The sequence below is a fragment of the Cellvibrio sp. genome, from assembly GCF_046347455.1.
Taxonomy (GTDB): domain Bacteria; phylum Pseudomonadota; class Gammaproteobacteria; order Pseudomonadales; family Cellvibrionaceae; genus Cellvibrio.
This window is the reverse complement of the sequence record NZ_JAXMGC010000005.1, coordinates 14,175-33,745: the sequence shown is the minus strand read 5'-3', so window position 1 is coordinate 33,745 and position 19,571 is coordinate 14,175. Positions and strand designations below refer to the sequence as shown.

The following is a 19,571-nucleotide window of genomic DNA, read 5'->3' as shown; positions in this document are numbered from 1 at the left end:
TTTATGACTTTTTAATCAGTACGGCGGCCAAACCAAAGCCGATTGTCAGCACTAGGATGCTAGTGGCGTTGAGGCTAGCTAGATAGATTTTAATGGCACCAAAAACAGCGGGGTGCGCAAGCGTCAATGCGACTGCAACCACAGCTCCTCCCAGCCAATAGCGGCCAGTAGATCGGTTGCTTCTTTTTTGAAGTTGCTGTGCGGTTTTGTGCAGTTCGGGTGCGAGTTGGCCTACGTTTTGAAGTTGCTCTAATCCATTAAAAATAAGTTGGGGGATGAGCGGGAATTTTTCCATCCATTCGGGGCCGTAGCGTTTGAGTTCCCCCCACAGGGTTTTGGGGTGAAAGCGTTTTTTAAGCCAGCGTTCCAGAAATGGGTGAGCTGTGGTCCATAAATCGAGGTCTGGATAGAGTTGACGACCCAAGCCTTCAATGTTGAGTAATGTTTTTTGCAGCAAGACCAGCTGCGGTTGCACTTCCATATCGAAGCGTCTTGCAGTGCGAAACAGATTTAACAATACGTGGCCGAAAGAAATATCTTTAAGCGGCTTTTCAAATATCGGCTCGCACACGGTACGTATAGCTGCTTCAAATTCATCGACACGCACATGCGCAGGAACCCATCCGCTCTGCACATGTAACTCTGCAACTTGGCGGTAATCGCGGCGAAACATAGCGAGCAAATTGCGCGCAAGGTAGTACTGATCTTCGCGCGTGAGCGATCCGACAATCGCCATATCCACCGCCATGTATTGCGGCAACTCGGGGTTCACTTTGGAAACAAAAATGTTGCCGGGGTGCATGTCGGCATGGAAAAAATTGTGATCGAACACTTGGGTAAAAAATATTTCCACGCCGCGCTCAGCCAGCTTTTTCATGTTGGTATTTTGCGCTTTGAGCGCCGCCACATCCGTAACGGGAATGCCATAAATACGTTCCATGACCATCACGTTGCTACGCGTATACTCCCAATAGACTTCTGGTACATATAACAGTGTTGAGTTAGCAAAGTTGCGGCGTAATTGTGACGCGTTGGCTGCTTCTTTCTGTAAATTGAGTTCATCAAAAATGGTGTTGCGGTAGTCTTCAACAATTTCTACCGGGCGCAGGCGGCGGCCATCGTCACTGTATTTTTGCAGCAGGTGCGCAAGTTTTAAAAGTAATGCCACATCTTGCGCAATAATGTTTTCAATATTAGGGCGAACCGCTTTTATCACCACGGCTTTGCCATTTTTTAAGGTGGCAGTGTGGACTTGCGCAACGGATGCTGAAGCTAAAGGCTCCTGATCGTACTCGCTAAAAATATCATCGACCGATGCGCCTAAAGCCGACTCTACAATTCGGCGAAATTCTTGACTGTCAAAAGGTGCCACACGATCTTGCAAATAATTTAATTCCATTACTATATCTGTAGCAACTAAATCGGGACGAGTAGAAAGTAGTTGGCCAAATTTTACGAAGATCGGCCCCAATTCCTCGCACGCGCGACGCAAACGTTCGCCGCGGCTTAACGATGAGGCCGGAAATAAAGAGCAGGGTAGTAATAACAATCTTGCGCGTAAGGGCAAGTGCTGCTTTGGAATGAGTTCATCCAAACGATAACGCAGGAATACGCGAAGAATGGTCAGAAAGCGAAAAAAAACCGTCACAAATAAAATCCTATTGAGCGCTCTGGCGCGCGATACGTGCAAGTATTTGATCGACACGCGCGGCTACACGATCAGCACCTAAACGCAATTCATCGACTTGATTATTAAAAAATGCCAATTCAGCTTGATTGGGAAGCACGCGCAGTTCTTCAGTAAGAAATTCGCTGGTGAGTCGTTGAATATTGGCGGCGCGATCTTTTGCCCAGGACATTTTTCCGCGAATCAGCTGGGCACTTTGGTGACCAATAATATCGCCGAAAATTTGGCTGAGCATTTCTTCCCAATCGATTTCAAGATTTTTCAGGATGCGTTGCAACTCAGCTAAAAAGTGTGTGCTGCCAAAAATATGTACGCCAGTGTCTTTTAAATTAAGTTGATCGCTTTTTGCCAAGCTGATTAACGCCGGTAATGCACCTTGAATGTGGGTTGTTATTTCGCCTTCGTATTGGCCGCGCAAGTTAATGCCTTCTGCGGTGGGGACGACGAATAATTTGAATGCAGGTGAAGTGACGTCGACTAATAATACTTGCGGCGTAAGTTGTTCGAGCGCGATACGCGATGCAGGATCATAAGCCAGTGCGGCGTTAATGATTTTTTCTACGCCCGCAATAGCGGCTGTGCTAAGCATTGGGTCCATGTGGAACTCCTTAAGGTTTTATACCCTTGTGAAGCGCCACTATGCCGCCGGTCATGTTGCTAAATTCAGTGTTTACGAATCCCGCTTCTTGCATCATGCCTTTTAGCGTTTCTTGGTCTGGATGCATACGAATAGACTCGGCTAAATAGCGATAACTGTCCGCATCGTTCGTAATCAGTTTGCCCATTAATGGCAAGAGTTTGAATGAATAGGTGTCGTACACTTTTTCTAAAACTGAGTGTTGTGGCTTAGAAAACTCCAACACCAACAAGCGGCCGCCGGGTTTTAATACGCGCAACATGGAGCGCAGCGCCATGTCTTTATCGGTAACATTGCGCAAACCGAATGCAATGGTGATGCAATCAAAGGTGTTATCGGGAAAGGGCAAGTATTGAGCATCGGCTTGCGCGAATTGCAAATTTCCCGCAACACCGCGGTCAATCAAACGATCACGGCCTACGTTCAGCATGGATGCATTGATATCCGCCAAAACAACTTGGCCATCCTTACCCACTAATTTTGCGAATTGGTAACTCAGGTCGCCGGTGCCACCCGCTATGTCCAACACTTTATGGCCGGCACGAACGCCGGAGGCCTCAATGGTGAAGCGCTTCCATAAGCGATGAATGCCACCTGACATCAGGTCATTCATCAAATCGTATTTTGCAGCAACCGAATGGAAAACATCAGCAACACGCTCAGCCTTCTTTTCAACCGCCACTTGTTCAAAGCCAAAATGCGTTGTTTTTTGGTCGTGTAGAGGTTGGTTTTCGTTTGTCATAAGCAGCTCGTTCGCCAGAAAATAGGGTGCCGGAAAAAGGTGGCGGTCATTGTACAATGCCGGGCTATTACACCCAACAAGAAAGCATGGGACCTCACAAAAAAGCTCGAGACTCCCATAAATAAACTCAAGAGAGAGGAATTCATGCGTGTTTCTTCTGTGCTGGCCCCCATTGGTTTGGTGGTCGCGCTGATTTTGGCGCAACCTAGCTTGGCGCAGCCGGTAGTTGATGCCGTAAAACCCTTCACTACCGACGGCTGTTCAGTTTGGATTGATGGGCCACCCAAGTCGCCCTATTTATGGCGTCACTGCTGCGTAGCTCATGATCTAGCCTATTGGCAAGGTGGTGCTGAGTCTGCAAAGGTAAAAGCAGATAAAGACCTGCAAGCCTGTATTGCTGATCTCGCCGGGCCGGCAATGGCGAATTACATGTATTTTTTTGTAACCACTGGTGGTAGCCCATTATGGTTAACCCCTTACCGTTGGGGTTATGGTTGGAATTATTTAAAGGCAGGTAAACCGCGTGGCTACAAAATCTTAACGCCGGATGAGCAGGCGCAAGTGGATACACTCATGCCACAAGCGATCAAAACGGTCGCTGAGGATGCTGAGAAACATCCCGCCACAGCAACAAGTTTGCGAATTTTTAAATAACTCTCTGACGTTAACTGGAGAACAGATCTGCACGGAGGCAGATCCGCAATTAAGAATGTTCTCTGTGTTGGCGAATGCGCGCGCGCCATTCGCCCAATGCTTCTAATGCGCCTTGAAACTCTCGCTCAATTAAATCGGCTTCTCGCTCGGTGATAACGCTGTCGAGCAACGCTTCTGAAACCGCTTCCGCTACATCGCCCACCTGACTCATTACCTTGCACACAGTTTGCGATAAATCATCGTTGCTGATTTTGGCTGGTTCCGGAACAAGAAATGCTGCCATACCGTGGCGAGCCAGGAGCGCGTGTAATGGCAAGGTAGCATCCTTCACTCCAGCCTCTTGGCACAGGCTGATAATGTTGGAGACCTCTTCAAATGAAGGGTAGTGAGAAGCAATTCCCGGCGCTAATTTATTGCGTAACACGTTCGCCGACATATTCAGGTTTTGCGCAAGTGCTTCAATACCACCCGGATAAGCGCGGGCAACTTTATACAAAGCATCGTGTTGGTTCATATCCGAGTAGCGGCGGGTCATGGTGATTATTCCTATTTTTTACCGATGCGAAAAACGCAGCTGCACATTAAGCTGCGTAAACAGATTGCGATGGGAATTGTAGCGAATCTATAAGGGATTTGTATCACGGATTGAATGAATTGCAAGTGAGGAACAGGCTAAACCTCGTTATCATGCAGATTGTTATCCCCGTTACTCATGGAGTTGCGGGGATAATGCTTTTTAGGGCTATTTATTTTAAGAGCTAAGTATTTAAGGAATTATCATGAACGATATTTTTGTCGATGCAAACAAAGTCGCCGCAGGAAAGCTTATTCGCAACGTGCTTATCGCCGTTGCCGTTATTTTATTTCTCATATGGTTAAGTCCCTTCAATACCGTACCCACAGGTATGCGCGGTGTTATCACCCAATTTGGAGCCATTAAGGGCATTGAGCCTGAAGGTTTGGTCATACTTCCGCCTTGGCAAAAACTAAGCGTATTTAACGTGCGCGCGGAAGAGGCGACCATCGAAAATGCAGAAGGTAGCACGAGCGACACTCAGCCCGTAAAAGTGAGTATGACAGTGCGTTACAGCATCATGACTGACCGTGTTGCAGAAGTGTTTGAAAAATACTCGCGCAATGGCGATTTGTCTTCTTATGTGCAAACTGCAACGCAGGAAGTGTTTAAGGCGGTAACCGCGCGCTATACCGCGCCGGATTTAATTGCCCAACGCGCAAAAGTATCCTCGGATATTAACCTAGCCCTAAAGTCCAAGCTGGAATTATATGGTGCAAACGTAATCAATATTGATATGCGAAACTTTGCGTTTTCTGAAACCTATATGGCAGCAATCAACCAAAAAGTTACGCAAGAACAATTGCGACTGGTAGCAGAAAATAAGTTAAAGACAGTAGAGGCAGAGCAAAAGCAAAAAGTGGCAATTGCAGAAGCAGAAGCGGAAGCAACGCGTGCCCAAGCGGACGGTGAGTCTTACGCAAATTTGAAAATTGCAACAGCACAAGCCGAAGCGCTGAAAATTCAAAATGCTGCTCTTTCACAAAGCAAAGAGGTATTAGAACTGCGCCGTATTGAGGTAGAAAAAATTAAAGCTGAGCGTTGGAATGGTCAGTTACCGCAAAACGTTTACGCGGGTGCGCCTATTCCTTACTTTGATGTGAATAAAACTGTCGCACATTAATGATGTCTGTTAGTTGAAAGGATTCAACTCAGTAATGACAAGGATGTTATTTTTCCTTTGTGCTCACGTTTTCCATTTCTAATAGTTTTTGTTTTCTCTCCACGCCCCATCTATACCCCGACAGATCACCGTTGTTGCGCACAATTCGGTGGCAGGGAATGGCAACCGCCAATACGTTTCGCGCGCAAGCACTCGCCACCGCGCGTACGGCTTTAGGCGCACCTATGCGTTCGGCCAATTGGCTATAGCTGAGCGTTTCGCCCGGTTTTATGGTTTGTAGTGCGCGCCAAACCTGTTGTTGGAATAGTGTGCCGCGAATATCAAGAGGAAAATTAAATAATGGCGCAGGCTTTTCTATAAAACCTATAACCTGCGCAACCATGGCTTCGTAGTTGCTATCACCGCCTAGCAAATTTGCATTGGGGAATTGGGTTTGTAATTCATTTAATAAATGCGCAGCGTCATCGCCAAAGGTAATCGCACAAATTCCATGTTCACTTTGCGCAACTAAAACAGAGCCGAGAGAGCATTCGCCTATAGCGAAATAAATATTCATGTCCTTGCCGCCTGCTTTGTATTTTTTTGGGTTCATGCCGAGGATTTGTTGCGATTCCGCATAAAACTGGCTGTTCGAATTGTATCCCGCATTGAATGCCGCTTGCGTGATACTTTCAGTTTGCTTCAGTGATTTTTGTAGGCGATTTATACGATGTGCTCGCGCATATTCTTTTGGAGTCAGGCCTGTTGCTCGCTTAAATAGCCGTTGTAAATGATAAGCGCTCATTTGAGCGCGTTCGCTTAATTCGGTAAGGCTTGGTTCTTGTTCTGATTCGGCGATAAATCGGCAAAGCTTAACAATAAGTTCTTGATGTTGTTGGTTAGGTAGCTGCTTGTCGGGCTTGCAGCGCTGGCATGGGCGAAAGCCAGCTGCTATCGCATCCTCACAGGTTGAAAAAAACAAAACATTTTCTGGTTTTGCGCGACGCGACGGGCAACTTGGCGCGCAGAAAATCCCCGTTGTTTTTACAGCGTATACAAAGCTTCCATCTGCCGTGCGGTCTCGTGTAAGTACGGACTGCCAGCGCGAGTCAAATGAGGTGGTATTTTTGGATATTGCTGTCGTCATAATTTTTAAGCTTAAGTATCTACCGGCTTTACTTTAACCGCTTTTGAAGGCACTAACATCCGGAATCTTGCGTTCAAATTTAGGCTTGGGTTAGAACCATCTTTTGTATTGCTGGTACTATGAGTGCCTAAACCTTTTCGTATGGATGACTTGAAATGAATAATAAGTATTTTGGTGTTTTAAGCATGTTGTTGTGCCTCTCAGGGTGCGCGACCATGAGTAAGGAAGAGTGTAAACAAGCAGATTGGTATTTAAAGGGTGTAGAAGATGCCACCCAAGGCTATCCCTTGGATCGCGTGATTGAACATGGCAAGGCTTGTGCAAGAGTAAATATAGTGCCGGACATGAAAGAGTATCGGGAAGGGCATGGCAAAGGTGCGCGCTTGTATTGCGTTCCAGAAAAGGGCTACAGCGAAGGGCGTAAGGGCGCTGCGTACAACAACATTTGCCCAACAGAATTAGAGCCCGCTTTTTTGCGCGCTTATGGTGATGGACAGGAGTTGTACCGAATTCAGCAAAACATTGATCGCATGCTTTCTGAAATCAATTCCAGTCAATCGCAAATTGATAGCAATTACAGTGAAATATCGCGCTTGAAATATGAAATAGTAAATAGCAACGACGAGCAAGACCGCCGTTACAAAATGCGTCGCATTGATGATTTGGAACGCGATATTCACAGACTGGGTTTAAATGCCGATAGCGCTGCGCGTGAGTTGGAACTGTTTAAAAATGATTACCGTATTGTTGAGGCCAAGCATCGCCGAATGGGTTATCAATAACTGAGAATGAATATGCCGAGTTTAAATCAACAAATATTTATAGCTGCCGTTTTAGGTTTGGCTATTGGCGGCCTGCTGCATCACGTGGGTAGCGCTTCTGTCACCTATGAATGGACACTCTACGCGGCCAATTTAATTGCGAGTGTCTTTGTTGATTTGCTGAAGATGGTGCTCATTCCCTTGGTGTTCTCGACCATTGTAGTTGGCGTTGCCAATTTACAGGCGAATAAAAATATTCATCAAGTGTGGAAAGTGACGCTTATTTTTTTCGTCTCGTCTATGAGCTTGGCCATGTTGCTGGGCTTGTTTGTCATGAACTGGATTCGTCCGGGTGAAGGCATTCATTTGGCGATGTTCCAAGAGTCAATGAACAGCTTTGAATACAGCAAAATGAACCCTGCGGAATTTTTTACAAATTTCCTCCATAGTCTTTTTCAAAATCCTATTAATGCCTTGGCAAAGGGTGACATTCTTGCTGTTGTGGTATTCGCTTTATTTTTAGGAATTGCATTGGTTGTAGGTGGCGAGAGATACCGAAATATCCTCAATATATTTCAGGAGTTTCTTGATCTTATGATGCGCATTATCGGGTGGATAATGCTGATCGCACCGCTCGGCATTTTCTCGTTCTTGCTCAAGCTGGCTGCAACGCAGAATCTCGAGATTCTAACAACCTTAGCGACCTTTATTCTCACCATTATTGGTGCAACTCTCTTTCACGGTGTGGTTGTGTTGCCCTTATTGTTGTATGCGATAACTCGCAAAACACCGCTGTGGTTTTGGCGTGGTGCACGTGAAGCACTGATGACGGCCTTTGCGACTAGCTCGAGTAATGCCACTTTGCCAGTCACTTTGCGTTGCACACAAGAAAAATTAAAAGTCCGCAAAGATATCACTGGTTTTGTGGTGCCGCTGGGTGCGACCTTGAATATGGATGGTACGGCTCTGTACGAAGCTGCCGCTGCGCTTTTTATTGCGAATCTGGCGGGTATTGATTTAAGTCTGTCGCAGCAACTTATTGTGTTTTGCACAGCAATGATTGCCGCAATGGGCGCACCGGGAATGCCAAGCGCCGGTATGGTAACAATGGTGCTGGTATTGCAGTCAGTGGGACTGCCTGTTGAGGCAATTGCAATTTTGCTACCTATAGATCGCCTGCTCGACACCTTTCGCACAACAGTGAACGTAGAGGGCGATATGATTGGCAGCCTGATTGTAGAACGATATGTTGCAAAAATTGATACTGTATTCGGCGATTAAATTTTTGGAATTTTAGATTTAAATTGCTTGGGATTTGCTGTCTTACAAGGGTGGAAAATGTCCACCCTTTCAATTAAGAAGACTTACTCCTTTTTATAGGTAATTTTCTTGGTGCCTGCTTCACAGCTACCCACGACTTTTTGGTCTTTAACCTCTTCGTTAGCCACTATATCCAACGTGTAGCCTTTAACACCTTTTGCATCCAGTTTCGCTGCAATTTCTGATTTAAGTTCTTTACAGTTCTTTGATGCAAACGCCGGTGCAACAACCAAGCTAAGCGACAAAAAGGCAATAAGCTTTTTCATATTAAGGTCCTTTACGTAAGAGTAGAAAAAGAAAAAACACGCAACGAAACTAAAAAATAACATAGGATTTAGCGCGCAAAGACTATCAACAAAAATCTTAACGGCACATGAATTAGCTCAAATTTCACAAACGCGACACACTTTTACCAGAGCAACTTATCGCCATTGGAATGCCAAAAGCCACCCGAGTTTTGCAGGCTCAATTCTGCAATTCGCTTGCTTAAGCGTTTCGCAGATTCTGCAGCAGAAATATCACCACCAAAATTTACCATAGCCGTTTGCACATAACCCGGATGCAAAATACCTACGGCAATACCGCGTGGCTTAAGGTCAATACTCAGGGACTTGGCCGCCGCGTTGAGTGCCGCTTTAGACATGCGATATCCATAGTAACCACCAGAAGTATTGTCGGCAATTGAACCCATGCGGCTAGTAATAAAAGCGATTTTTGAACCTTCATTTAAGTTGCGCAATAAGGCTTCCGTCACTAGCAACGGTGCTTGGGCATTAACCAGAAATTGTTGGGTAATGGTGCTCTCATCAATATCGCCAAGTTGTTCGTGTTGCAATATGCCGGCGTTATTAATCAGCAAATCAATTTTTGCACCCGCTATGGTCTGAAGCATGTTTTGAATAGCTTGAGCGCTGGTTACGTCTATTCCGGCGATCACTTGAGCACCGGTAGCATCCAACTCAGGTGAGCTCTTGCGACACACAGCGATAACCCGCCAGCCTTGAGCCAAATATTCCTGAACCAACGCGAAACCTATACCGCGATTGGCGCCTGTAATAAGAACTGTTTTCATAATGAACTCCTTAGTAAAGCCCGGATGAGTGGAGTCATGCTAACAGGATTCGATGACAACCCGGAAAAGCCTTAGTGAAGAAGACGCTCGCAATTGCACCCCAGCATAGAAAAAGGCAAGATTCCGCACCGCCAAGCGCAAAAAATGAGTAACAGACAGCGGGCCGCAGAATCGCTAAAATCCGCCCCCTAAGCACGCCGAATCCACCACCAAGTACACGTCTATGCCTAATATTTTCCAGTCACTAATGACCAATACTCAGACCAAACTGTTAAAACATATTTACCCGTTAATTTTGCTTGTTTGCTCATTTGCAATTTACTTCACCTACTACGGCTCACCCAGCGCCATGTTTTGGGATGAAAACTATCACGTCGCTTCTGCCGAAAAGCATGTGCAAGGTGTGATGTATATGGAGCCACACCCACCACTCGGGAAAATGCTCATGGCATTAGCGGAGGTGATGATTAATCCCAACGAAAATATCGATAAACACAAGTTTGTAGAAACTGATCACATTGAAGGTTCAGACACGCCGGCCGGTACGCAATTTACCGGTTACCGCTGGCCGTCCGTGGTGTTGATGGCGCTGTCGGTTTTATTTTTTTTCGGCATTTTGAATCGTATAACCCGCCAACCTTTACTCGCGTTTTTATTTAGCAGCTTTGTTATTTTCGACAACGCACTCGTCATACAAGCACGTGCGGCCATGCTGGAAGGGATCCAACTATTTTTTATTCTCGCCGAACTTTATTGCTTCACTCGTATTATCACCAGCCAACGAGTAATCACATTGAAGGATTATGCGTTACTCGGTGTATTGATTGGTCTTGGCATCAGCGTAAAAGTCACCAGTGCTATTGAGTTGCTTTTATTTGTCATTCTCTTTGGCGTAGACCAATGGAAGAACATTCAGGAGTTTAGATACATCACATTGTTAAAACGCCTGTTAGTTGCAGTTCCTGCTGGCGTAGTACCCGTAGTTTTGGTGTTTTTGAGTGTCTTTTATATTCACATAGGTACGGGCACTAAAGTCATTGCAGGCCACACTTACAAAGCGTCGCCCGAATATTTGCAAGCTATTCAAAACGGCGACACATGGAGCCCATCAACATTTGCTATCGGCTTTCGCGATAACTGGAAATACATGAGCGAGTATGCCGATGGCGTTCCGCGTTTAGACGAATGCAAACCGGACGAAAATGGCAGCTACCCGATGGATTGGTTGCTCGGCAAAAAAACCATTAGCTACCGCTGGGATAAAGACACAGTAGATGGCAAGGTTGAAGTTCGCTACATGACCATCATTGCTAACCCAATAATTTGGTTTAGCGTTGTTGCCGGCATTGTGTTGAGCCTTGGCTTAATCATGAGCAAATTTATTTACGGCCAACGCGAGAAAGACACCGCACTCTTTAATTGGATCTGTGTGTTTACGGGTTTGTATTTGAGTTACATGATTGCGATCTTGCAAATTGAACGGGTAATGTACCTCTATCACTATTTGATTCCGCTTGTGTTTGGTTCGATTAATCTCGCATTGGTATTTAATTACATTTACCGGGAGGAGATTATTGCCAAAAGCAAACATCTGTGGATTAACTTAAGTGTCTATGTGTTGTTAGTGATTGCCATATTTGCCTTCTTCTCGCCCTTCACCTACGGCATAGGCATGACCGCAGACGAGTTTGAATTACGCAATTGGTTTAGCTTCTGGAAGTTACAGGTGGTTCAATAATGAAGACTATTCCATTTAACAGAAACATTGTTTTTTCTGCACTGCTGGCCATTATTTGTATTGCCATTATCAACCGCATTACACCACCCCATGTTAGCCCGGTGTTTGAATTGGTGATAAGCAAAAATCGCACGTCGATTGCAGATATACATCAACCACGCGATATTGAAATGACCAAAAAGGTAAAGGTGGATCGTATTGACCTTGCTGATAAAAATCGCTTTCGCCATCGTAAATTAGGTGAAATTGGTTATGCAGGCGATTTTTTTGTTGATATCAATGCACCTTTTACAGTGAAAAAGGCAGGAACATACACCTTTTACCTCGGCAGTGATGATGGCTTTATTTTTAGTGTGGACGACAAACAATTGTGCGAATGGACACATGACAGGCCTTTCAGTATTAATGCCTGCCAAGTTAATTTAACCGAAGGCGCACATCGCTTTACGTTGGTTTACTTCCAAGGCTTTGGCAACGCCGGATTAACTATGGGATACGCTTACGGAGAAGAGACCACGCAATATATGGCGGGGGACGATTCGCGTTATATCAGCTTTTAATATTTTAAAGATTCAATTTCAATGAAATCCGGCAGTCGCGAGACTCCCGGATTTTTATTTTACGGGTAGCATGCCCCGACACTTGGGATAGCTTGAGCAAATCCAAAATAACTTACCTGCAGATGCGCCTGACTTAGCCTTGCGCTTTAACATAACGGAGGAACATTCGGGGCATTGCTCCAATGCAATTCCACTTTCTGTCATAGCGGCTTTTTCCGGGGAATTTTTTTCTTCGATTATCTCTCGTATATCCAAACCTGATTGATCGGAAGCCGGCTCAGTACCAGCCTTAATGCCCAGCGCGTTCGCTAAACTCGCGCGAATAATGCTCACGTCGTAGCTGGATTGCACTTTAAATTTCGCCAGTGGAAGTTGCGCTTCTTCGCAGGCTTTTTCGAGAAAGCTATCGAGATTTTCACCCACGCTAATTGCGCAGAGTGCACGCATCTGTAATTTATCGCAAATCACAAAATCAAATTTTCGATCACCCATGTTCTGGGTAGCAACTTGCAGCGCAAGCTTGTTAGCGCCGGAATCAATACTGAGCACATCGCCCGCGTTAAGATTGGTCAACAAAAAATAATCACCCGCCAATGCTTCTTGCAGGGCTTTAAAAATAGGACGCTGGGTATCACCCAATACCGATGACTTTAGGCTGTAGCTGAGTTTCACGCTTGCTGCTGTAGCGGCTACAGGCTGCGGTTTTATATCAACAGGCAACTCAACAGATCGGGGCAACTCCCATTCATGCGGGTTAAATTTGTCTTCAAATTTTGCTTTAATTTTTTTATCGGCACGGTAGATAAAATAACCCCCGACGCCGACCATTAGCACTAACCACAACAACCACATACAGCCACCTTTTTAAAACCGCTTTTTAAAAACACGCACTAGGTCAACTCTGGGCGAGCCAGTTCAAATCGCTCGTGGGTTGTTGCGTATAAATCGCCACCCAACTTGCCAATGGTATTGATTAAGTGTGGCGCGATTTGGCCATCAACAAGAACCGATTCATTCACAAAAATATTCACCACATCCAACAACATCATGTGCCCACCCATGGGTAAGGAGGATACCTCCAGCACCTCGCGCAGGCGGCACTCAAACCGAACCTTAGCGGCGGCAACACCCGCCACCGCCACTTTAGTACTCTGCACACTCTCTATTCCCACGGCCAAAAACTCGCTAACCTCGGGCGGATAATTTGCGCAGCTGGCATTCATGACCGATGCCTGATCTTCACTCACGATATTCACCACGCATTCGCCCGTTACCCGCAAATGGGCGAGCGTATCTTTAGCGGCGCGATCACGGGGATTCACGTGCGTCACTGCCAGCACGGGCGGGTTGCAACTTGCCACAGTAAAGAACGAGTAAGGAGCGAGATTAAGCACCCCAGTCGCACTCTTAGTGCTTACCCAGGCGATAGGGCGCGGCGTGATGCTGCCCACCATTAACTTGTAACATTGGGTTGCTTCAATAAGCGAAGGGTCGAAATTCATAGATGGGATCCAAGCAAGGAAAACACCCTAGCTTCGGTTAAATCGATCTTTTTTACAAATGTTATAATATAACGCTTGCGAGCCACGGAAAACTTCTTTAGATTGCGCCCCATGTTTAGCTCAATCCGCCATTCCACCAGAACAATACGCCTGTGGCTAATTGCCGCCGCAGCCATATTGGCGCTAACCTCAGTTTTAGAGGCCGGCCACGTTCATGGTGTTTTTACCCAGGCGGACGACCAATGTACGCTCTGCCAACATTCAGTTTCGCTGGATAAGCCGCTCAATTCCTCCCTCGTTGTTTTCATTCCTCTGCTGCTATCCGTTGCCGTTAGCAGTGTCTTAACTCTTTTTATCCCCCAATCCCAAAGCTGTTTTGCGCTGATACGCGCACCTCCCACTCAACTCCACACCCGTTAAAACTTTGTTTTTTTACCGGCTGGCCGCTATGAGCTAGCTGTGCCTTTTGCTGTGGAGTTTTTCATGAAATATTTTTCAAAACACTATCTTGCCCTTGCACTCGCCGCTGTTTGCCAGACTGCCTTTGCTGAGGATGTTGAAGAAGAAGTGGTAGTGACTGCCTCGCCCTTTGCCAAAAGCATTGAAGCGGTCAACAAACCCGTTAATTTGCTCAGCGGTGATGCCTTACAAAATGCCTCAGCCGCCACATTAGGCGAAACCCTCAATGGCCAGCTGGGTGTGAGCTCCGCCAGCTTCGGCCCCGGTGTTGGCTTGCCGATTATTCGCGGTCAAAGCGATAACCGCGTAAAAGTCATGCAAGACAGCGTTGGTTCCATGGATGCCTCGGCCGCCAGCCCAGACCATGCGGTAACCCTTGAGCCATTACTCGCCAACAAAATTGAAGTGCTGCGCGGGCCAGCTGCATTGAGATACGGCAGCGGCGCCATCGGTGGCGTGGTAAACGTGTTGGATAATCGAATCCCCAATGAACTACCCGATGGCATTACCGGCGGTGCCGAATTACGCAACGCCAGCGCCAACAATGAAACCGTTGGTGTCACCAGCCTTAACGCCGCCGCTGGAGATTTTGCGTTTCACCTCGATGGCGTAAAACGCACCAGCGATGACATGGATATCCCCGGCTTTGCCGTTAAGAATCCCGAAGATCCAGCCTCCGCTACCAAAGGCCATATTCCCAACACGGATGCAGAATCCACGAGCGGCACCTTGGGTGCGTCCTATATCAGTGGTGATGATTTTATTGGCATCAGCGTTAACAAGCTGGACAACAACTACGGCGTGCCTCCAGATGGCGACGAGCTGGTACGCATCGATATGCATCAAACCCGCTACGACCTCAAGGGTGAACTGAATAATCCGTTTGATGGTTTTCAAAAAATCAGCGCTCGTCTAGGTCACAACGATTATCGCCATACCGAAATGGAAAACGGTGAACCTGGCACAAAATTTACCAACGATGCTTACGAAGGACGCGCAGAATTAATTCATAACCCGATTGATTGGCTAGAATTAACGTGGAATGGTGCCGTGGGTGTTCAAGCATCAACAAGCACTTTTGCGGCCGTGGGTGAAGAGGCATTTATTCCAAAATCAGACATTAGTGATTTGGGTATTTTTATTGTGGAAGAAACAAAACACAATAATTTTACCTACGAAATTGGCGCACGTGCCGATTCGCAAAAAATCAAACCCGATGCAAATTTTGGAACATCAAACGGACAAACCATTAGCCATGACACTCTTAACCTATCCGCTACCACTACCTGGCATTTTACACCGAATCAACAACTCAGCGTGGGAATTGCGCAATCACAACGCGCACCCAGCGTAGAAGAATTGCTCGCCAATGGCCCGCACCCTGCCACCGGAAGTTATTTAATTGGCGATGAAAATCTGAAAGAGGAAAGCAGCACCAACGTGGAATTCGGCTACCACTGGCATCACGATAATTTCCAATTTTCAACCAATGTGTTTTACAACCGCGTAAAAGATTTTATCTACGGTGAAAATCTAAATGAAATTATTGATGATCTTGCGGGTTATCAATACACCCAAGCAAACGCGACTTTTAAAGGGTTTGAAACAGAACTGAAAATTCCATTTATGACTTATTGGAATCTGCACTTATTCAGCGATAAAGTTCGCGCCACACTGGATGATGGCGGTGATCTACCGCGTATTACGCCCATGCGTTTTGGTGGCTCGCTGGATTTTAATCTTGACCAATGGAGTGCAAACATCAGCGCGACTCACGCCGCAAAACAAAACCACCCCGGTGCCTTTGAAAGCGACACAGATTCGTACAACAGACTTGATGCACGTGTGGATTACACCTTCACCACCGCAGGAACGGATTACACGCTTTTCCTAAAGGCTACCAATTTAACGAACGAAGAGATTCGTAATGCATCTTCCTATTTGCGCGACATAGCGCCCGAAGCAGGCCGAAGTTTGCAAGCGGGTATCCGCGTTAAATTTTAAATTCCTTAGCGGTAAGCCTGCCCCGGACTACCGGGGCAAAACCCCTCGTGAATCAAACCCCAATCCACCGCAAAACGCACCACAACGAATCAGATCACACCAAACCGGTGTTTAATTGGGGCACAAATATTCGAAAAACATGCACCAATAGCTATCACTTTAATCTCAAAACCCGCGAATTTGATACAAAATAAGGCGTTGGCACAGGCGTTGCAAAATCACGTTTAGGCAGTCTCATTTCACAAATGGGATCACTGTGATTTAACACCTTCGGAACACGCCATGAGCTCTTCAAAATTAAACCTGTTGGATTTCTCTAACAAATCAGTTGCGACCCTGCACTTAACTTGGTTTGCGTTTTTTATGACCTTTGTGATGTGGTTTAGCTTACCGCCGCTAAAACCACTGATCATGCAATCCATTCAAATGACTCCACAACAATGGGCAGCCTTGTTAACGTTGAACGTTGCACTCACTATTCCCGCGCGAATTGTTGTTGGTAGCCTTGTCGATAAATTCGGCCCGCGCAATATTTACAGCGGGCTCCTCATTCTCTCTGCCGTAGTACTTATTGCATTTGCGTTTTCAACAACCTTTGAGCAATTAGCACTGTTCCGCTTCTTGCTAGGTTTTGTTGGTGCAGGTTTTGTAATTGGTATTCGTTTGGTGAGTGAGTGGTTCCCTGCTCGCCAAGTCGGTTTGGCGGAAGGCATTTATGGCGGTTGGGGTAACTTCGGTGCAGCAGCAGCTGGCTTCACACTTCCCTTCTTAGCAATCCATGTTTTTGGCGGTGTAGATGGTTGGCGTTACGCTATGACCGCTGCCGCTGTACTGGCCGCATTTTACGGCGTTGTGTTTTATATTTTTGCACGCAACACCCCAAAAGGCTCTACTTACTTCAAACCGAAAAAATCCGGCGGCTTAGAAGTCAGTAACAAAAAAGACTTTTGGTTTTACGTTGCTCTCAATGTGCCTATGTATTTAATTTTGGCTGTGCTCGCGTGGAAAATGTCGCCAGCAAACCTAAAACTTTTGAGCGCAACAACCACCAACATTTTGTACGTTGTTTTGGTTGCGCTGTTTATCTTCCAATTCACACAAATTTATCGCGTCAACAAAGATATGCTGAAGAATGGTGTGCCAGAGCACGATAAATATGAATTTAAACAAGTGGCGATTTTAAGCTGGGCTTATCTCGCAAGTTTCGGTTCTGAATTAGCGGTTGTATCTGTGTTGCCCGCATTCTTTATGGACACATTCAAAGGCCTAAGTATTTCACAAGCAGCAATGCTGGGTGGTTCTTTCGCATTTATGAACTTGGTTGCGCGCCCCGGTGGCGGTTGGGTGAGCGATAGATTGGGCCGCCGCTTTTCCATGTCGATTATATTTGGCGGTATTGCAATTGGTTATGTGCTCTTATCGCAAATCAACGGCAACTGGCCATTGCCACTGGCATTTGCGGCGGTGTTTATTTGCTCTCTGTTCGTACAAGCAGGTTGTGGTTCGGTATTCGCTGTAGTGCCACTCATCAAACGTCGCATGACTGGCCAGATCTCGGGTATGGCGGGTGCTTACGGTAATGTGGGTGGCTTGGCGTTCCTTACCATCAACACTTTCGTCACCATTCACACCTTCTTCTACGTGCTCGCAGGCGCTGCGGCGTTAGCATTCTTCTTCATCCAATTTTTAAAAGAACCTAAAGGCCACACTGTAGAGGTTAATGAAGACGGTAGCTTGCAAAAAATTGAAGTGGCTTAAATAGCACTCGAAGAATCATACAAATTAATCCTTAAAAGTTAGCCCGCACTTGCGGGCTTTTCTATTAGAATTTCTTCAATCCGATAAAAAACAGCGGCTCAGCTTATGGATCACCTTCAATCTGGCTTACATATTCGTTTCGCACAACGAAGCGAAGCGGGGCGAAAGCCAGAAAACCAAGACACAGTCGGCGCACGTATTCCAGAAGGGAACGCACTCACCAATAAAGGCATAGCAATCGCAATTGCCGATGGCGTGAGTAGTAGCATGGCCGCTCGTGAAGCAAGCCAAACAGCGATTACAGGTTTTCTCACCGATTATTACGCAACGCCGGACACCTGGCGCACACAACAATCAGCCATGCGTGTTATTCAGGCGCTTAACTCCAGTTTGTTTGGGCGCAGCCAAAATTCTATTTATGGAGAAGGTTACCTAACCACTTTTTCCGCGTTAGTGTTAAAAGGCTCCTCTGCCTTTGTATTTCATGTAGGCGATACGCGCGTATACCGGTTGCGTGGTGATGAATTTGAATGCCTTACACGCGACCACACACAGCGTATTGATCGTCAAACCAATTATTTGAGCCGCGCTCTTGGCGCAGATCCTTTTCTTGAAGTGGATGTGTACACGGCTGAATTAGAAATTGGCGACATTTTTATTTTAAGCTGCGATGGTGTTCACGAGTTTATACCCACTGCAGAACTCAAATCCTTAATTAAACAAAACACTCAGGATTTAGATAAGCTCGTCAACACGATTATTGAAACCGCGCTCGCCAACAACAGCGATGACAATCTCAGTATTCAGGCTGTAGCTGTAGAACAACTGGGTCACGCTACGCAAAATGATGCAATGCAAATTTTGTCGCGTCTGCCTTTTCCGCCTTTACTTTCACCCGGAAAAATAATCGACGGCTTGCGCGTTAAAAAAGTTCTTCACGAGTCTACGAGAAGCCAAGTCTATTTAGTCGAAGATGAAAAAGGCACGCAGCTGGTGATGAAAACACCGTCAGTAAATTTTCAGGACGATCCCGCTTATATTGAACGTTTCGTTATGGAATCCTGGATTGGTTCACGCATTCACGGTGCGGGCGTGGCGCGTGTCATTCCCGCACCGGAATCTCGCTCATGCCTTTATTATCTCACCGAATATATTGGTGGCCCGACACTTACCCAACTGCTAAAAGAGCGTGGAAATTTGGCAATCGTTGATGCAGTAGAAATTATTGAGCAATTGATTCGCGGTATTCGCGTGTTCCATCGCAAAGACACACTGCATCAGGATTTAAAACCTGACAATGTCGTGATCAGTAACAGAGGCCCCATCATCGTGGATTTCGGTTCCTGTTGGGTTGCCGGTGTTGAGGAGGTGATTGCTCCTTTTACGCGCGAGATAGCTTTAGGAACCGCAGACTACTCAGCACCTGAATATAGGTATGGCGGAAAAGTGGGACCCGCATCTGATCAATTTTCCTTAGCCGTCTTGCTCTATGAAATGCTGACTGGAAAATTGCCCTACGGAGAGAAATACGCAAAAGCCAATGACTTGCGGAGTTTTCAAAAATTAAAATACATTTCTGCGATGCAGCACAACCCGCTCGTGCCTTATTGGCTAGACAAAGCCTTGCAGAAAGCCTTAAGCATTTACCCTAATTCTCGTTATGAAGTTTTGTCCGAATGGCTTCAAGATTTAAAGCGCCCCAACCCAGAATGGTTAACGCAACGTCAACAACCCTTGATTGAACGACACCCCGATAAATTGTGGAAGGTGTTAGCTGTTAGCGGCTGGCTGTGCGCAGTTGCTTTATTGTTTTGGAAACGTTAGAAATTTATGAATGGGACGCACACCACCCCA

Annotated in this window: 18 protein-coding genes; 9 read left to right on the top strand and 9 right to left on the bottom strand. The window is 46.2% G+C overall.

The window, feature by feature from the left end:
* Position 1: 1 nt before the first annotated feature.
* Genes ubiB through ubiE form a run of 3 tightly spaced genes read right to left on the bottom strand, consistent with a single transcriptional unit; the run spans position 2 to position 3,066 of the window.
* Positions 2–1,648, bottom strand: a complete 1,647-nt coding sequence (gene ubiB, locus U1F02_RS10370; protein WP_409990319.1) for a ubiquinone biosynthesis regulatory protein kinase UbiB — start codon at positions 1,646–1,648, stop codon at positions 2–4.
* Positions 1,649–1,658: 10 nt separating this feature from the next.
* Positions 1,659–2,285 (bottom strand): SCP2 domain-containing protein, encoded by a 627-nt coding sequence (locus tag U1F02_RS10365; protein WP_409990318.1) that lies wholly within the window; start codon positions 2,283–2,285, stop codon positions 1,659–1,661.
* A 10-nt stretch (positions 2,286–2,295) separates the two neighbouring features.
* Positions 2,296–3,066: a bifunctional demethylmenaquinone methyltransferase/2-methoxy-6-polyprenyl-1,4-benzoquinol methylase UbiE gene (gene ubiE, locus U1F02_RS10360; protein ID WP_409990317.1), complete on the bottom strand. Its 771-nt coding sequence runs from the start codon at positions 3,064–3,066 to the stop codon at positions 2,296–2,298.
* 144 nt (positions 3,067–3,210) lie between these two features.
* Between ubiE and U1F02_RS10355 the strand changes: the two genes are divergently transcribed.
* On the top strand, positions 3,211–3,720 hold the full coding sequence (locus U1F02_RS10355; protein WP_409990316.1) for a helicase: 510 nt from the start codon (positions 3,211–3,213) through the stop codon (positions 3,718–3,720).
* A gap of 49 nt (positions 3,721–3,769) precedes the next feature.
* Here U1F02_RS10355 and U1F02_RS10350 read toward each other — a convergent pair whose 3' ends face one another.
* Positions 3,770–4,255 carry a phage regulatory CII family protein gene (locus U1F02_RS10350; protein ID WP_409990315.1) on the bottom strand — a complete coding sequence of 162 codons (486 nt, stop codon included), beginning with the start codon at positions 4,253–4,255 and terminating at the stop codon, positions 3,770–3,772.
* 244 nt (positions 4,256–4,499) lie between these two features.
* Here U1F02_RS10350 and U1F02_RS10345 point away from each other — a divergent pair, with 244 nt between their 5' ends.
* Positions 4,500–5,417, top strand: coding sequence for a prohibitin family protein (locus tag U1F02_RS10345; RefSeq protein WP_409990314.1), 918 nt, complete (start codon positions 4,500–4,502; stop codon positions 5,415–5,417).
* Between the two features lie 46 nt (positions 5,418–5,463).
* On the opposite strand, the gene ada is transcribed toward U1F02_RS10345, so the two are convergent.
* Complete coding sequence (ada, locus tag U1F02_RS10340; RefSeq protein ID WP_409990313.1) at positions 5,464–6,543, bottom strand: bifunctional DNA-binding transcriptional regulator/O6-methylguanine-DNA methyltransferase Ada; 1,080 nt, start codon at positions 6,541–6,543, stop codon at positions 5,464–5,466.
* A gap of 215 nt (positions 6,544–6,758) precedes the next feature.
* Between ada and U1F02_RS10335 the strand changes: the two genes are divergently transcribed.
* Both U1F02_RS10335 and U1F02_RS10330 read left to right on the top strand, forming a co-directional pair.
* Positions 6,759–7,325 carry a DUF2799 domain-containing protein gene (locus U1F02_RS10335; RefSeq protein WP_409990312.1) on the top strand — a complete coding sequence of 189 codons (567 nt, stop codon included), beginning with the start codon at positions 6,759–6,761 and terminating at the stop codon, positions 7,323–7,325.
* A gap of 12 nt (positions 7,326–7,337) precedes the next feature.
* On the top strand, positions 7,338–8,585 hold the full coding sequence (locus U1F02_RS10330) for a dicarboxylate/amino acid:cation symporter (RefSeq protein WP_409990311.1): 1,248 nt from the start codon (positions 7,338–7,340) through the stop codon (positions 8,583–8,585).
* Positions 8,586–8,668: 83 nt separating this feature from the next.
* On the opposite strand, the gene U1F02_RS10325 is transcribed toward U1F02_RS10330, so the two are convergent.
* Together U1F02_RS10325 and U1F02_RS10320 are read right to left on the bottom strand one after the other, a co-directional pair.
* Complete coding sequence (locus U1F02_RS10325) at positions 8,669–8,890, bottom strand: DUF1161 domain-containing protein (RefSeq protein WP_409990310.1); 222 nt, start codon at positions 8,888–8,890, stop codon at positions 8,669–8,671.
* A gap of 143 nt (positions 8,891–9,033) precedes the next feature.
* Positions 9,034–9,696: an SDR family oxidoreductase gene (locus tag U1F02_RS10320; RefSeq protein ID WP_409990309.1), complete on the bottom strand. Its 663-nt coding sequence runs from the start codon at positions 9,694–9,696 to the stop codon at positions 9,034–9,036.
* Between the two features lie 223 nt (positions 9,697–9,919).
* Here U1F02_RS10320 and U1F02_RS10315 point away from each other — a divergent pair, with 223 nt between their 5' ends.
* Entirely contained in the window at positions 9,920–11,434 is a 1,515-nt protein-coding gene (locus U1F02_RS10315) for a phospholipid carrier-dependent glycosyltransferase (protein ID WP_409990308.1), read from the top strand.
* Complete coding sequence (locus U1F02_RS10310) at positions 11,434–11,994, top strand: PA14 domain-containing protein (protein WP_409990307.1); 561 nt, start codon at positions 11,434–11,436, stop codon at positions 11,992–11,994. Before U1F02_RS10315 ends, U1F02_RS10310 begins: the two co-directional genes overlap by 1 nt.
* Before the next feature lie 54 nt (positions 11,995–12,048).
* Here the strand turns inward: U1F02_RS10310 and U1F02_RS10305 are convergent, their stop codons facing one another.
* Together U1F02_RS10305 and U1F02_RS10300 are read right to left on the bottom strand one after the other, a co-directional pair.
* The gene (locus tag U1F02_RS10305) at positions 12,049–12,846 is read right to left on the bottom strand and encodes a DUF2726 domain-containing protein (RefSeq protein WP_409990306.1); all 798 of its coding nucleotides are present in this window, start codon (positions 12,844–12,846) and stop codon (positions 12,049–12,051) included.
* A 38-nt stretch (positions 12,847–12,884) separates the two neighbouring features.
* The gene (locus tag U1F02_RS10300; protein WP_409990305.1) at positions 12,885–13,496 is read right to left on the bottom strand and encodes a flavin reductase family protein; all 612 of its coding nucleotides are present in this window, start codon (positions 13,494–13,496) and stop codon (positions 12,885–12,887) included.
* 483 nt (positions 13,497–13,979) lie between these two features.
* Between U1F02_RS10300 and U1F02_RS10295 the strand changes: the two genes are divergently transcribed.
* The 3 genes from U1F02_RS10295 (at position 13,980) to U1F02_RS10285 (ending at position 19,541) form a co-directional block, all read left to right on the top strand.
* A complete protein-coding gene (locus U1F02_RS10295) occupies positions 13,980–15,959 on the top strand; it encodes a TonB-dependent receptor (protein ID WP_409990304.1) in 1,980 nt (659 codons plus the stop codon).
* 282 nt (positions 15,960–16,241) lie between these two features.
* The gene (locus U1F02_RS10290; RefSeq protein WP_409990303.1) at positions 16,242–17,717 is read left to right on the top strand and encodes an MFS transporter; all 1,476 of its coding nucleotides are present in this window, start codon (positions 16,242–16,244) and stop codon (positions 17,715–17,717) included.
* A gap of 105 nt (positions 17,718–17,822) precedes the next feature.
* Complete coding sequence (locus tag U1F02_RS10285; protein WP_409990302.1) at positions 17,823–19,541, top strand: protein kinase domain-containing protein; 1,719 nt, start codon at positions 17,823–17,825, stop codon at positions 19,539–19,541.
* The last annotated feature ends 30 nt before the right edge of the window (positions 19,542–19,571 follow it).